The organism is Streptomyces sp. NPDC005576 (assembly GCF_042871745.1).
Classification (GTDB): Bacteria; Actinomycetota; Actinomycetes; order Streptomycetales; family Streptomycetaceae; genus Streptomyces.
In genome coordinates this window covers 199172-213110 of record NZ_JBIAJC010000004.1, presented here as the reverse complement: position 1 = coordinate 213110, position 13939 = coordinate 199172, and the positions used below count along the sequence as shown (strand labels likewise).

Genomic DNA, 13939 nt, shown 5'->3' with positions numbered 1-13939 from the left:
TTCCACGACGGCCCCTGGTTCCACGACGGCCCCTGGTTCCACGACGGCCCCTGGTTCCACGACGGCCCCTGGTTCCACGACGGCCGTCGTTTCCCCAACGGCCGCCCCGTCACTCCGTCTTGATCGCCGTCAGCATGTTCAGCCGCGCGGCGCTGCGGGCCGGCCAGAGTGAGGCGAGTACGCCCACCAGCGCGGCCAGCACCAGGAAGATCCCGATGCGCGCCCACGGGATCACCAACACGTAGTGGGGGATCGCGGAGGCGATCGTGCGGCCGATCGCCCAGCCCAGGAACGTCCCCAGGAGCACGCCGACCACCGCGCCGAAGAGCGAGATGACCACGGCCTCCAGCCGGATCATGCGCTTGATCCGGCCCCGGTCCAGGCCGATCGCCCGCAGCATCCCGATTTCCTGCTTGCGCTCGAAGACCGACATCGCCAGGGTGTTGACCACCCCGAGCACCGCGATGAGGAGTGCCATCGCCAGCAGGCCGTACATGATGTTCAGCGCCAGGTTCACGAAGCCGCCGAACTCGTCCCGCATGTCCTGCCGGTCCATGATGCTCATCGCCGGGTTGTCGCCCAGCGCGTCCACGACCACCCGCTCGTTCGCCGCGGAGGCGCCGCCGTCCGTCGTCAGCCAGATCTCCCGGATGTCGGGGACCTCGGTGTGGGCGTTCGCGAGATCCTCCGGGAGCAGGACGGGGGAGGAGAGGAACTCGTTCGACTCGTAGGTCGCCCCGATCGTCACCTCGCCCTTCTTCTCGTCCTCGAAGGTCACGGGCAGGGTGTCACCGGTCTTCCAGTGGTTCGACCGCGCGGTGTCGGCATCGACCGCGATCCGGCCCTCGGCGAGCGAGTCCAGCGAACCGGTGACCGTCTTGAGCGCGAAGACCCGCCCGATGTCGCCCGGAGTGACACCGGACGCCGCGTGCTGTTCGCCGCCGACCGTCAGCCAGTTCGACTGCTGCGGGGAGACGGCGGTGACGCCGTCCGCCTTCCGCAGCGCCTCCAGGGCGGACGCGTCCAGCGAGTCGCCGCTCGCCATCGAGACCAGGTAGTCGGCCTTGATGTTGTCCGTCGTCATCCGGTCGACGGCCTGGCCGAGCGTGACGCCCAGCACCGAGATGCCGGTGACCAGGGTCAGCCCGATCGCCAGGGCGGAGGCGGTGGCCCCGGTACGGCGCGGGTTGCGCACCGCGTTCTGGGCGGCCAGCTTCCCGGAGACCCCGAACACCCTGGTCAGCAGCGGGCGGACGAGAGCGATGGCCGGTCGCGACAGCAGCGGGATCAACACGATGATCCCGATCAGCGCCAGGAAGGCGCCGACCGCGATCAGCACCCGGCCGTCCGTGCCTCCCGTCGCCGCGCCGCCGACGATCCCGGCGGTTCCCAGCAGGGTGAGGGCACCGCCGATCGAGTTCCGTACGACCAGCGAACGGGTGCTCGCCACGGCGTGCACACTGCTCATGGCGGCCACCGGCGCGATCTTCGCGGCCCGGCGGGCGGGCAGCCAGGCGGCGAGGACCGTGATCACGACGCCCACACCGAACGCGGCGAGCACCGTGAGCGGCTCGACGACCAGCGGGCCCGCCGGGATCTTGCCGCCGATCACACCCATCGCGGAGCGCAGCGCGGCGGCGAGGCCGACGCCCAGCGCGAAGCCGATCGCCGAGGCGATGAGCCCGACCACGGCCGCCTCCATCAGCACCGACCACTTGACCTGCCGGCGGGAGGCGCCGACGGCACGCATCAGGGCCAGCTCACGGGTGCGCTGGGCGATCAGCATGCTGAAGGTGTTGGCGATCAGGAAGACGCCCACGAAGAGCGCGATACCGGCGAAGACCAGGAGGATCGTGTCGAGATTGCCCAGCCCGTCCTCGATCTGCTTCGCCTGCTCGTCGGCGAGGGCCTGTCCGGTGCGGGCCTCCGCGTCCCGGGGCAGCAGGCCCTTCACCTCGGCCAGCAGCGCGGTGTCCGAGGCGCCGGGCGCCGCGGTGACCGTGGCCTCCTGGAACTCACCGGTCCGCAGGAACAGCCGCTGCGCGGTGGTCTCCTCGAAGAGGACCAGGCTGCCGCCGGCGTTGACCGCGCCGTCCTCGGTGGTGAAGACGCCGGTGAGGGCGTACTCCTTCACCGGCCCGTTGGTCGCCACGCGCACCGTGTCGCCGACGTGGTACCCGCCCTTGTCGGCGGAGGCGCGGTCCAGGGCGATCTGGCCGTCCTTCACCGGTCCGCCACCGGAGGTGAAGGTGTACGAGGGGTCGTCACCGTCCTTGCCGGGAGCGAAGTTGCCGCCGCTGGTGGACCAGCCCTCGCCGATGAGCTTGCCGTCCCGGTCGGCGGCCCCGGCGAAGCCGGAGACCCGGCCGGTCACCCCGGCCACGCCGTCCAGCGCCCGGATCTCGTCCAGGGTGGCGTCGGAGATGCCGGAGGTGTCGGTGTCGTGGCGGCCCGCCGAGGTCGAGACCGCGACGGCGACGTCCTCGTAGTTCTTGGCGGACTGGTGGCGGAAGGCGTTGCCGAGGGTGTCGGTGAAGACCAGCGTGCCGGAGACGAAGGCGACGCCGAGCATGACCGCGAGCACGGTCATCAACAGCCTGGCCTTGTGCGCGAGCACATTGCGCAGGGCGGTACGGAACATGTGTGTGTCCTGGGATGAGGTCCGGAGGAGGGCGTTGTGCGCCCGGGGGACGGGGCGATACGGGCTGGGGGCCGGGCCGGCCGCGTGTCAGCTGGTGCGGCCCTTGGCGTCGAACGCCTTCATCCGGTCGAGCACGCCGTCCGCCGTGGGCCGCGCCATCTCGTCGACGACCGCGCCGTCCGCGAGGAAGATCACCCGGTCCGCGTAGGACGCGGCGACCGGGTCGTGGGTCACCATCACCACGGTCTGGCCCAGCTCGCGCACGGAGTTGCGCAGGAAGCCCAGGACTTCCGCGCCGGACCGCGAGTCGAGGTTGCCGGTCGGTTCGTCACCGAAGATGATCTCGGGCTGCGAGGCCAGCGCACGGGCGACCGCCACACGCTGCTGCTGGCCGCCGGAGAGCTGGGTGGGGCGGTGCTTCAGCCGGTCGGAGAGGCCGACCATGTCGATGACCCGCTGGAGCCAGGCGGCGTCCGGCTTGCGGCCCGCGATGTCCATCGGCAGCGTGATGTTCTCCAGCGCCGTCAGCGTCGGCAGCAGGTTGAAGGCCTGGAAGATGAACCCGATCTTGTCCCGGCGGAGCTGGGTGAGCTGCTTGTCCTTGAGCGAGCCGAGTTCCGTCTCGCCGATGCGCACCGACCCGGAGCTGAAGGTGTCGAGCCCGGCCACGCAGTGCATCAGCGTGGACTTGCCGGAGCCGGACGGTCCCATGATCGCGGTGTACTCGCCCTGTGGGAAGTCCACGGAGACCCGGTCCAGGGCGACCACCTGGGTCTCGCCCTGGCCGTAGACCTTCGACAGCTCCGTGGCGCGCGCGGCGGTGCCGGTGGCACGGTGGACGGGGGGTGCGGTGGTCATCGGGACACTCCTGAGGGGCGCGGGGACGGAAAGCCGGGGGACTTCCCGGGGCCGGACGCCCCCGGACCCACCCGCGACCGGAAGGGGCGACGGTACGGGACGGTTTCAGGGGGCCACTCCATCCTCCGCGGCCCCGGCGCCCCGGTCGTCAGCCCCCGTGCCCGTTCATCGGCCCTCTTGAGTCGCACCGGGGCGGGGCCGCCTCCTCCTCCGGTATGACACCCGCCCGGACCCACCCCGAGCGACCGGCTCCCCGAGCGGCCGGCTCCCCGTACGCCGTCACCGCCGCCGGTCAGCGCGGGGGCGCCGTCGAGCCGCGCGGGACGAGGCGGGCGGTGGCGTCCTCCCGGCCCTCGGCCGCGCCCTCCGCCACCAGCGTCAGCAGGGTCCGCGCGGCCAGCGCCCCGTACGCCGGGATGTCCCGGCTCAACGCGGTCAGCGGTGGCCGGACCACCTGCGAGAGCTGCGAGTCGTCCCAGGCGACCAGCGAGAGATCGGCGGGCACGTCGAGCCCCATCTCCTGGGCCACGGAGAGCCCCGCCACGGCCATGATGTCGTTGTCGTAGATGATCGCGGTCGGCCGGTCCGGGGTACTGACGAGCCGGCGGGTCGCGTGCGCACCCTCGTCCCCGGAGTAGTCGGTGTGCACCACCACCGGGGCGCCGAGACCGAGTCCCTCACAGATCTCCCGCTGCGCCCGGTCGCGCAGCCGGGTGTGCGTCAAGTCCGCCAGCCCGGCGACGCGGGCCACCCGGCGGTGGCCGAGCGCGTGGAGGTACGACAGGGTGTCGCGGAGCGCCGCCGCGTCGTCGGACCACACCGGTGTCAGCGGGCCGGCCGCCGACGGGTGCCCGATCGCGACGGCCGGCAGGCCGAGTCCGGCGACCCCGGTGACCCGCGGGTCGGGTTCGCCGGGGTGCGGCTCGCGCAGATCGGCGAGGAAGACGCCGTCCACCCGGCCCTCGCCCCACCAGCGCCGGTACACCTCCAGCTCCTGCGCCGGACCGCTCACCATCTGGAGCAGCAACGCGCAGCCCCGGGCGGAGAGTTCGCTCTCGATGCCGCTGATCAGCTCCATGAAGAACGGCTCCACCCCGAGCATCCGGGCGGGGCGGGAGAGCGCGAGGCCGACCGTGCCCGCGTGGGCGCGGGTGAGCGCGCGGGCCGCGCTGTTGGGCTGCCAGCCGATCTCCTCGGCGATGGCCTTGATCGTCGCGCGCGTGGTGGGGGAGACCCCCGGGCGGTCGTTGAGCGCGTAGGAGACCGCGACCTTCGAGACCCCGGCGCGCAGCGCGATGTCGGCGATCGTCGGGCGGTTCTTGACCAAGGGGACCTCGCTTAACCGGTTCGCGTCAACCGGCATCGTAGCCCGTGATCCCCTCTGTGGCGCTCTGCCAGAGCCACCGGTGAGCACCCCGCAGCCCTCTACTCCGGCTCGAACGTACCGCCAACGCCCGTGCACGGCAAGGAGTGGGAGCGCTCCCGCAACCCTTGACACGGCTTCGGAGCCCCCATACCTTCACGGCACTTACCCGGTTCAGTGACTCCGCTCGCAGGGACGGCGGGGAGAGGAAGGGCTATGCGTACGGGGATCCGGGTGCGGTTCGCCACCGCACTCGCCGTGATCGCGCTCACCGCCACCGCGTGCACCGGAGGGAGCCCGGCGACGGGCAAGGGTCCGGGCGGCGCGCAGGGCGGGGCGTTACCGCGCAACGAGACGCTCTACACGACCGGTACGCAGTGGGGGCCGCCGGCCAACTACAACCCGCTGCGCAGCTGGGACCATGCGACCGGCACCAAGGGGCTGGTCTACGAGACGCTGTTCCACTTCGACCCGAACGCCGGGAAACTGACCCCCTGGCTCGCCGAGTCCGGCGGCTGGAAGGACGCGAAGACCTACGAGCTGAAGCTGCGGTCCGGGATCACCTGGGCCGACGGCAAGCCGCTCACCGCGAAGGACGTCGCCTACTCCTACGGCCTCGGCAAGATCGAGGCATCCTCCTTCCACTCCCTGTGGAGCTGGCTCTCCGGCGCCGAGGCGGTCGACGACACGACCGTCCGCTTCACCTTCAAGGAGTCCCACTACCAGGAGTGGGACTTCACCCTCTACGGCCAGCCGATCGTCCCCGAGCACGTGTGGAGCGGCCGCTCCGAGGAGGAGATCCTCAACGGGGTCAACGACAAGCCGGTCGGCAGCGGGGCGTACACCCTCAAGAGCAAGTCCCAGGACCGGGTGGTCTGGCAGCGCCGCGACGACTGGTGGGGCACGAAGGCGCTCGGCATGACACCAGCGCCGCGCTACATCGTGGACGTCTCCAACCCGAGCAACGAGGTCGTCATCGGCCAGCTCGGACAGGGGCAGCTGGACCTGAGCAACAACTTCCTGCCCGGCGCCTCCTCACTGGTCAAGTCCAAGAAGGTCGTCTCGTACTACGACGAGCCGCCCTACATGCTCTCCGCCAACACCGCCTGGCTGGTGCCCAACACCACCCGCAAGCCGCTCGCCGACGCCGCCTTCCGCAAGGCGCTCGCCGCCTCCGTCGACATCGACAAGATCGTGAAGGGCGTCTACGGAGACCTGGTCAAGAAGGCCGACCCGACCGGTCTGCTCCCGCAGTGGGACGACTACGTCGACAAGGGCGTGGTGGCGTCGGACGGGTTCTCCTACGACACCGCCCACGCGAAGGAGATCCTCGCCGGCGCCGGGTACCGCGACACCAACGGTGACGGACTCGTCGAGAACAAGGACGGGTCGAAGATCAGCCTCAAGCTGGCCGTGCCCACCGGCTGGACCGACTGGATGGAGGCCGCCAAGGTCATCGCCGCCGGGGCCAAGGCCGCGGGCATCTCCGTCACCACGGACTTCCCCGACCAGAACGCGCTCAGCGAGCAGCGCGCGAAGGGCGACTTCGACCTCGTCATCAACAACGACCGCCAGCTGTCCAACACTCCGTGGACGTACTACGAGTACATGTTCCAACTCCCCGTCCAGAAGCAGCAGAACACGGTGAACTTCGGCCGCTACGAGAACGAGGAGGCGTGGAAGCTGGTCCAGCAGCTCGGTGCGGTGCCCACCGACGACGCCGCCGGGATGAAGGCGGTGACGAGCAAGCTCCAGAAGATCCAGCTGGACGAGATGCCGATCATCCCGCTCTGGTACAACGGCCTCTGGTCGCAGTCCACCACCGGCACCTGGACCAACTGGCCCTCGGACAAGCCGGGAGCGCCCACCTACGCCCCGGCGCTCTGGCGCAACTGGCTGGAGATGGGCGGCTTCGAGATGCTGACCCGGCTCAAGCCGGCGAAGTAAGGGCTGTCCCGCTGCGGGACCGGTACGGGACGCCCCCACGGCCGCCCGTACCGGCCCCCGTCCGCGCGGACGTCCGCCCCACCCTCGCGCCGCCCGGCCGCCCACGCCGCCGCCCGGCCTTTGACCGTCCCGCCGGGCGCGCCGCCCTGACACGCGCGCGCCCGGCGGGGCACCTCGACGGGAGCTCCCTTGCGCCGCTACTTCGCCCGAAAACTGCTGGTCTACGCGCTGACCTTCGTCGTCGCCGTCACCGTCAACTGGATGATCCCGCGCTTCATGCCGGGCGACCCGGTGGCCTCCATGGTCTCCCGCGCCCGCGTCTCCCAGCCGGAGGCCGCCGAGGCGATGCGCGGCTACTACAACAACCTCTTCGGCTTCGACGAACCCGTCTGGCAGCAGTACCTGCACTTCTGGGGCGCCCTCTTCCAGGGCGACTTCGGCATCTCCGTCTGGGTGTTCCCGACGCCCGTCTCCGACGTACTGCTCGACGCCCTGCCGTACACCCTGGGGCTGATGATCCCGGCGGTCCTGCTCAGCTGGTTCGTCGGCAACTGGGCCGGCGCGCTCGCCGCCCGCCGCAAGGTGCTCGACAACACCGTGCTCCCGGCGGGCTACCTGCTGACCGCGATGCCGTACATGTGGATCGCCGTGATCCTCGCCTGGGCCCTCGGCTCGAAGGCCGGATGGTTCCCGATCTCCGGCGGCTACAGCCTGGACATCCAGCCCAGCTGGAGCCTCGACTTCGTGGCCGACCTGGCGCACCACTGGGTGCTGCCGTTCCTCTCGCTCTTCCTCGTCGCGCTCGGCGGCTGGGCCATCGGCATGCGGAACATGATCATCTACGAGCTGGAGTCGGACTACTCCTCGTACCTCTCCGCCCTCGGCGCACCCCAGCGGCTCATCCGGCGGTACGCGTTCCGCAACGCCGTGCTCCCGCAAGTCACCGGACTGGCACTGCAATTGGGCGTGCTGGTCGCCGGGGCGCTGGTCACCGAGATCGTCTTCGCCTATCCCGGGCTCGGCTCGCTCATCCTCGCCGCCATCCAGAACCAGGACTTCTTCCTGCTCCAGGGGGCGTTCCTCTTCATCGTCATCGGCGTGCTGATCGCCAACTTCGTCATCGACGTCGTCTACGTCCTCGTGGACCCCCGGACGCGTACCGGCATGGCAGGAGGCCAGTCATGAGCGCACCGCCCGGACCGGCCGGGAACGACACCGGACCCGCCGCCACACCCCTGCCCACCGCCCCCACCAAGGCCGTCGGGCCCGCCCGCGAGACCCTGCACTACGCCGTCCGCAACCCGAAGCTGCTCATCGGCCTCACCGTCGTCGTCCTCCTCCTCGCCGTCGGCCTGTTCGGCCCGCCGCTGCTCGACACCACCGACCCGAACGCCTACGGAGGCCCGCAGGCCGCCCCGCCCGACTCCACGTACTGGATGGGCACCACCACCTTCGGCCAGGACGTCTACGCGCAGTTCGTGTACGGGCTGCGCGCCACCTTCCTGGTGGGCGCGGTCGGCGGGGTCATCGCCGCCGTCGTCGCGATGCTCGTCGGCTTCTTCGCCGGCTACCGGGGCGGTGTCCTGGACGAACTCCTCACCATGGTCACCAACGTGGTGCTGGTGATCCCGGCCCTCGCGGTGCTGCTCATCATCAACGCGTACCTCGGGGTGCGCTCCGTGCCCGTGCAGGGAGTGTTCATCGGGCTCACCTCCTGGCCCTGGGCGGCCCGCGCCATCCGGGCGCAGACCTTCACCCTGCGCACCCGCGAGTTCGTGGACCTGGCCCGGCTCAGCGGCAACGGCACCTGGCGGATCGTGTTCCGCGAGATCGCGCCCAACATGAGTTCCTACCTCTTCATGATGTTCATCCTGCTCTTCGGCGGTTCCGTCCTCATCGCCTCCTCGCTCGACTTCATCGGCCTCGGACCCACCGGCGGCGTCTCGCTCGGCCTGATGCTCCAGAGCGCCCAGCAGTGGAGCGCGCTCAGCCTCGGCATGTGGTGGTGGTTCGTCCCGCCGGGCGCCGGGATCACCGCCATCGTCGGCGCCCTGTACGTCGCCAACGTCGGCCTCGACGAGGTCTTCAACCCGAAGCTGAGGGAGTCCTGAGCACATGACGCTGACCGTCACCGACCTGCGGGTCCACTACCGCACCCTGCGCGGCGAGGTCCGGGCGCTGGACGGCGTCGGCTTCGACGTGGCCGACGGCGAGATCCTGGGCCTGGCGGGCGAGTCCGGCTGCGGCAAGACCACCCTCGGCAAGTCCCTCATCCGGCTGGACGGCCGGATGCGGCACGCCGGCGGCACCGTCACCCTCGACGGCGAGGACGTACCGATCGCCGACGACCGGGCGATGAACGCCTTCCGCTTCCACCGGATCTCCCTCGTACCGCAGTACTCGATGAGCGCCCTCAACCCGACCCGGCGCATCGGCCGCATGATCCGCGAACTCCTCGCCTCGCGCGGGGTCGGCGTGGACACCGCCGAACTCCACCGCAGGCTCGACCTGGTGGGCCTGGACCGGGACGTCCTCGACCGCTACCCGATCGAGCTGTCCGGCGGCATGAAGCAGCGCACCGTCATGGTGATCTCCACCCTCCTCGACCCGGCCGTCCTGATCGCCGACGAGGTCACCTCCGCACTCGACGTCTCCACCCAGAAGGCGGTCGTCACCGCGCTCACCGGACTGCGCGACGCGGGCCTCGTCACCAGCATGCTCTTCATCACCCACGACCTGGCCCTCACCTCGCACATCGCCGACTCGATCATGGTGATGTACGCCGGGAAGCTCGCCGAGAAGGCACCCACCCGGGTCCTCACCACCGAACCCCGCCACCCGTACACCCGAATGCTCCTCGGCTCGCTCCCCGAGGTCGGCGTACGCCACCGCGACCGCCCGCTCAGCGGCATCGCCGGCTCCCCGCCCTCGTTGCTCGACCCGCCGGCCGGCTGCCGCTTCCGCGACCGCTGCCCGCTCGCCGACGCCGGGTGCGCCCAGGAGCCGCCGGCCGTCGAGATCGCCCCCCGCCACTTTGTCGCGTGCTGGAAGGCATGATGCTGACCCTCGACCGAGTCACCAAGACCTACCGCGCGGGCGCCTTCGGCGGCGGTTCCGTCACCGCCGTCGACCGGGTCTCCTTCGCCGCGGCGCCCGGCGAGGTCGTCTCCCTCATCGGCGAGAGCGGCAGCGGCAAGTCCACCATCGGGCGCATGATCCTCGGCCTCACCGGGATCTCCGGGGGCAGCCTCACCCTGGACGGCGCCCCCGTCCGCCCGGGGAAGGACTTCTACCGCCGCGTCCAGGGCGTCTTCCAGGACCCCTTCTCCTGTTACAACCCCGTCTTCAAGGCCGACCGCGTCTTCGACATGATCCGCCGCGCCTACCACCCGGGCGTCCCCGACCGGGAGTGGGACCAGCGCGTCGAGAAGGCCGTGCGCGACGTCCGCCTCGACCCGGGGCAGGTACTCGGCCGCTACCCGCACCAGCTCAGTGGCGGCCAGTTGCAGCGCCTCCTCATCGCCCGCGCGCTCCTGCTCGACCTGAGCTTCCTGGTCGCCGACGAGATCACCAGCATGCTCGACGCCTCCACCCGCATCGATGTGCTCAACCTGCTGGCCGGGCTGAAGGAACGCGGGCTCGGCGTCCTCTACATCACCCACGACCTCTCCCTCGGCACCTACCTCGCCGAGCGGACCGTGGTGCTCCGCCGGGGCCGGGTCGTCGAACGCGGCGACACCCAGAAGGTGTTCGGCAACCCCCTGCACCCGTACACCCGGACCCTGCTGGCCGCCGTGCCCCGGCTCAACGCCCCCTGGGACCCGCCGGAGCCGGTGGAGAGCTGCGCGTACCACGACGCGACCGCACCGAGTGACCCCGCAGACCTCCACCGGGCCGAACCCGACCACTTCGTGGCCTGCGCCGGACTCCCCGACTGCGGAAGGACCACCGCGTGACCCTCCACCGCCTGCCCCTCGCCGAAGGCTGGACGCTGCACGCGGCCGGCCCCGTCCCCGTGCCGCTCCCGGAGGCGGGGGTGGCCGCCACCGTCCCCGGCTGCGTCCACACCGACCTCCTCGCGGCCGGGATCGTCGAGGATCCGTACCTGGACGACAACGAGAACCGGCTCGGCTGGATCGGCCGCACCGACTGGACGTACCGCACCACCTTCCACCGGTCCGCCGCCGAACTCTCCGGCCGCCCCGCGGACCTCTGCTTCGACGGCCTCGACACCGTCGCCACCCTCACCCTGAACGGCACGGAGCTCGGCCGCACCGCCAACCAGCACCGCTCCTACCGCTTCCCCGCCGAACACCTGCTCCGCGAGGGCGCCAACACCCTGGAGGTCCGCTTCACGGCCCCGTACGCCTACGCCGAGGCCCTCCGCGAGCGGCTCGGCGACCGCCCCGGCGCCTACGCGGAGCCGTACGCCTTCATCCGGAAGATGGCCTGCAACTTCGGCTGGGACTGGGGCCCGACCCTGGTCACCTCCGGCATCTGGCGCCCCGCGGCGCTGGAGAGCTGGACCGGCCCCCGGATCGCCAGGGTGAAGCTCCTCGGCGACGTGGACCCGGACGGCGTGCCGCGCCTCACCGCGACGCTGACCGTCGACCGGCGGGGCGAGAGCGGCGACGGCGGGGGAGCGCTCACCGCGTACGCCGACATCACCGGAGAGCGGCACCCGCTCACGGTCCCCGAGGACGCCGTGACCGCGACCCTCGTGGTGCCCGTGCCGCAGGCCGAGCGCTGGTGGCCGCACAGCCACGGCGAGCAGCCGCTGTACGCCGTCGACGTCCGGCTCGGCGACCACGCCTGGCAGGGCAGGACCGGCTTCCGCACGGTCGGGCTGGAGCGCGAGGCGTTCCGGATCGCGGTCAACGACGAGCCGGTGTTCGTCCGGGGCGTGAACTGGATCCCCGACGACTGCTTCCCGTCCCGGATCACCCGGCAGCACCTCTCCGACCGGCTCGACGAAGCCGTCGCCGCCGGGGTCAATCTCGTACGCGTCTGGGGCGGCGGCCTCTACGAGAGCGACGACTTCTACGAACTCGCCGACGAGAAGGGCCTGTTGGTCTGGCAGGACTTCCTCTTCGCCTGCGCCGCCTACCCGGAGGAGCAGCCGCTGTACGACGAGGTCGCGGCCGAGGCCCGCGAGAACGTCGTCCGCCTCGCCCCGCACCCCTCGCTCGTCCTGTGGTGCGGCAACAACGAGAACCTGGAGGGCCACGCCGACTGGGGCTGGGCCGAGGAACTCGGCAGCCGTTCGTGGGGGTACGGCTACTACCACGAGCTGCTCCCCGCGATCTGCGCCGAACTCGACCCCACCCGCCCGTACTGGCCCGGCTCGCCCTACTCCGGATCACCCGAACTCCCGCCGAACGCACCGGAGCGGGGAACGGTCCACCTCTGGGACGTGTGGAACCGGGTGGACTACCGCCACTACGCCGACCACGCGCACCGCTTCGTCGCCGAGTTCGGCTTCCAGGGCCCGCCCGCGTACGCCACCCTCCGGCGCGCGATCAGCGGCGAGCTGTCGCCCGGCGCCCCGTACGTACGCCACCACCAGAAGGCCGACGACGGCGACGCCAAACTGCTGCGGGGGCTCGGCGACCACCTCCCGCAGCCGGGTGGCGGCCCCGGCGCGGCCTCCTTCGACGACTGGCACTGGCTCACCCAGCTCAACCAGGCCAGGGCCGTCGCCTTCGGCATCCGGCACTTCCGCTCGAACATGCCGTACTGCATGGGCGCCGTCGTCTGGCAGCTCAACGACTGCTGGCCGGTCGTCTCCTGGTCCGCCCTCGACGGCGACGGCCGCCGCAAACCGCTCTGGTACGCCCTGCGCTCCGTGTACGCCGATCGCCTCGCCGTCCTCCGTGACGCCACCGTCCACCTGGTCAACGACAGCGCCGCCCCCTGGGACGGCACCCTGCACCTGACCCGGCACGCGCTCGACGGCACGGTGCTGGCCGAGGAGCGGCTACCCGTCACCACGGCCGCCCGGGACGTCACCCGCGTACCCCTCCCGCCGACCGTCGCCACCCCCCTGGATCCGGCGCGCGAGCTGCTGGTGGTGCGGCTCGGGGAGGTGCGGACCGTCGAGTTCTACGCGGAGGACCCCGCCGTGGACCTGCCCCCGGCCCGCTGGACGGCTACCGTCACCCGCGACGAGTGCCCTGACGACCCTGATGGTCCCGCCGACTACGAGGTACGGGTGACCGCCCGCACCCTCCTGCGCGACCTCGCGCTCTTCCCGGACCGCCTCGACCCGGCGGCCCGGGTGGACGACATGCTCGGGACCCTGCTGCCCGGCGAGACCGCCGTCTTCCGCGTCACCGGAGCCCGCCTCGACGATCCGGAGGCCCTCACCCGGAAGCCGGTGCTGCGCTGCGTCAACGACGCGTGAGCGGGCGCGGCCGGCCGGCCCGGCGGCGCGGGCGCGGCGGCCGAGGGAGGGGTGGGGGAGGGGTGCGGCCGGCACAGGGGTGGCGAGGCCCTGGCGAACGGTGGTGGACGACCGGCGCATTCCGCCGGAAGAGTGCGGCGACTTTCCGTCAATCCCGTACGCCGGGGAGAAGGACCATGATCGGGTCGGGTGCATGGTCATGACCTCGGGACGCGGTCTGACGCCCCATCAAACGATCAATAAAATAAGACAACATCGCGCCACTGCGCCGCTGATGGGGGGCACCCCCCGATAGGGTCAAGTCCCGACGCGGAGGCGCGCCAGCCCGGGTGGTGGAACGCAGACACGGCGAGCTTAAACCTCGCTGCCCCTCGGGGGCGTGCCGGTTCGAGTCCGGCTCCGGGCACCAATCTTGTATTGCGCCGCCGACCTCCGGGAGGGGCCGGATTTCGTGGTGGCCGGGGCGCTGGGTGGGTGCGCGGCTGGGCTTCTGCTCTCCTGCCGGCGGCAGGTACGAGAGGCTACAGAGAGAGCCGCAGGTTCCAGCCGAGGTCGGTGGGGACCAACGCCGGCCTGTACGCGGTGGGGGCCGGGCGCCCTGCTTCCTCCCACAGCCGGAGCCACTCCCGGAGGGCCGGCAGGGACAGGGAGTCCTCGGCATCGGCGACGATCGTTCCGTCCTGCTGGATCACGGCGGCCGTCGTCGTGGGGTTCGGCTCGTGAGGAT

10 protein-coding genes and 1 tRNA gene are annotated in these 13939 nt (G+C 71.4%); 7 read left to right on the top strand and 4 right to left on the bottom strand.

Translation table 11 applies throughout. The features are described from left to right. Window positions 1-109: 109 nt before the first annotated feature. From ACFYPN_RS09020 to ACFYPN_RS09010, 3 genes are all read right to left on the bottom strand, one after another. Complete coding sequence (locus tag ACFYPN_RS09020; RefSeq protein WP_389297436.1) at window positions 110-2641, bottom strand: ABC transporter permease; 2532 nt, start codon at window positions 2639-2641, stop codon at window positions 110-112. Window positions 2642-2728: 87 nt separating this feature from the next. Continuing rightward, window positions 2729-3499, bottom strand: a complete 771-nt coding sequence (locus ACFYPN_RS09015; protein WP_389297435.1) for an ABC transporter ATP-binding protein — start codon at window positions 3497-3499, stop codon at window positions 2729-2731. 292 nt (window positions 3500-3791) lie between these two features. Beyond that, window positions 3792-4826: a LacI family DNA-binding transcriptional regulator gene (locus tag ACFYPN_RS09010; RefSeq protein ID WP_358760867.1), complete on the bottom strand. Its 1035-nt coding sequence runs from the start codon at window positions 4824-4826 to the stop codon at window positions 3792-3794. 252 nt (window positions 4827-5078) lie between these two features. On the opposite strand from ACFYPN_RS09010, the gene ACFYPN_RS09005 reads away from it, so the two are divergent. The 7 genes from ACFYPN_RS09005 to ACFYPN_RS08975 all read left to right on the top strand — a co-directional run bounded on the left by ACFYPN_RS09005 (window position 5079) and on the right by ACFYPN_RS08975 (window position 13621). Next, the gene (locus tag ACFYPN_RS09005) at window positions 5079-6809 is read left to right on the top strand and encodes an ABC transporter substrate-binding protein (RefSeq protein WP_358760868.1); all 1731 of its coding nucleotides are present in this window, start codon (window positions 5079-5081) and stop codon (window positions 6807-6809) included. 189 nt (window positions 6810-6998) lie between these two features. Further along, window positions 6999-7994, top strand: coding sequence for an ABC transporter permease (locus tag ACFYPN_RS09000; RefSeq protein WP_358760869.1), 996 nt, complete (start codon window positions 6999-7001; stop codon window positions 7992-7994). Next, entirely contained in the window at window positions 7991-8920 is a 930-nt protein-coding gene (locus ACFYPN_RS08995) for an ABC transporter permease (protein ID WP_358760870.1), read from the top strand. The genes ACFYPN_RS09000 and ACFYPN_RS08995 overlap by 4 nt, the downstream gene beginning before the upstream one ends. Before the next feature lie 4 nt (window positions 8921-8924). Beyond that, complete coding sequence (locus ACFYPN_RS08990) at window positions 8925-9866, top strand: ABC transporter ATP-binding protein (RefSeq protein WP_358760871.1); 942 nt, start codon at window positions 8925-8927, stop codon at window positions 9864-9866. Next, window positions 9851-10765: an ATP-binding cassette domain-containing protein gene (locus tag ACFYPN_RS08985; protein WP_358760872.1), complete on the top strand. Its 915-nt coding sequence runs from the start codon at window positions 9851-9853 to the stop codon at window positions 10763-10765. Before ACFYPN_RS08990 ends, ACFYPN_RS08985 begins: the two co-directional genes overlap by 16 nt. Further along, entirely contained in the window at window positions 10762-13212 is a 2451-nt protein-coding gene (locus ACFYPN_RS08980; protein WP_358760873.1) for a glycoside hydrolase family 2 protein, read from the top strand. Before ACFYPN_RS08985 ends, ACFYPN_RS08980 begins: the two co-directional genes overlap by 4 nt. Before the next feature lie 323 nt (window positions 13213-13535). Beyond that, a tRNA-Leu gene (locus ACFYPN_RS08975) sits at window positions 13536-13621 on the top strand. A gap of 112 nt (window positions 13622-13733) precedes the next feature. Here ACFYPN_RS08975 and ACFYPN_RS08970 read toward each other — a convergent pair. Continuing rightward, window positions 13734-13904 (bottom strand): hypothetical protein, encoded by a 171-nt coding sequence (locus ACFYPN_RS08970; RefSeq protein WP_358760874.1) that lies wholly within the window; start codon window positions 13902-13904, stop codon window positions 13734-13736. Window positions 13905-13939 lie beyond the last annotated feature (35 nt).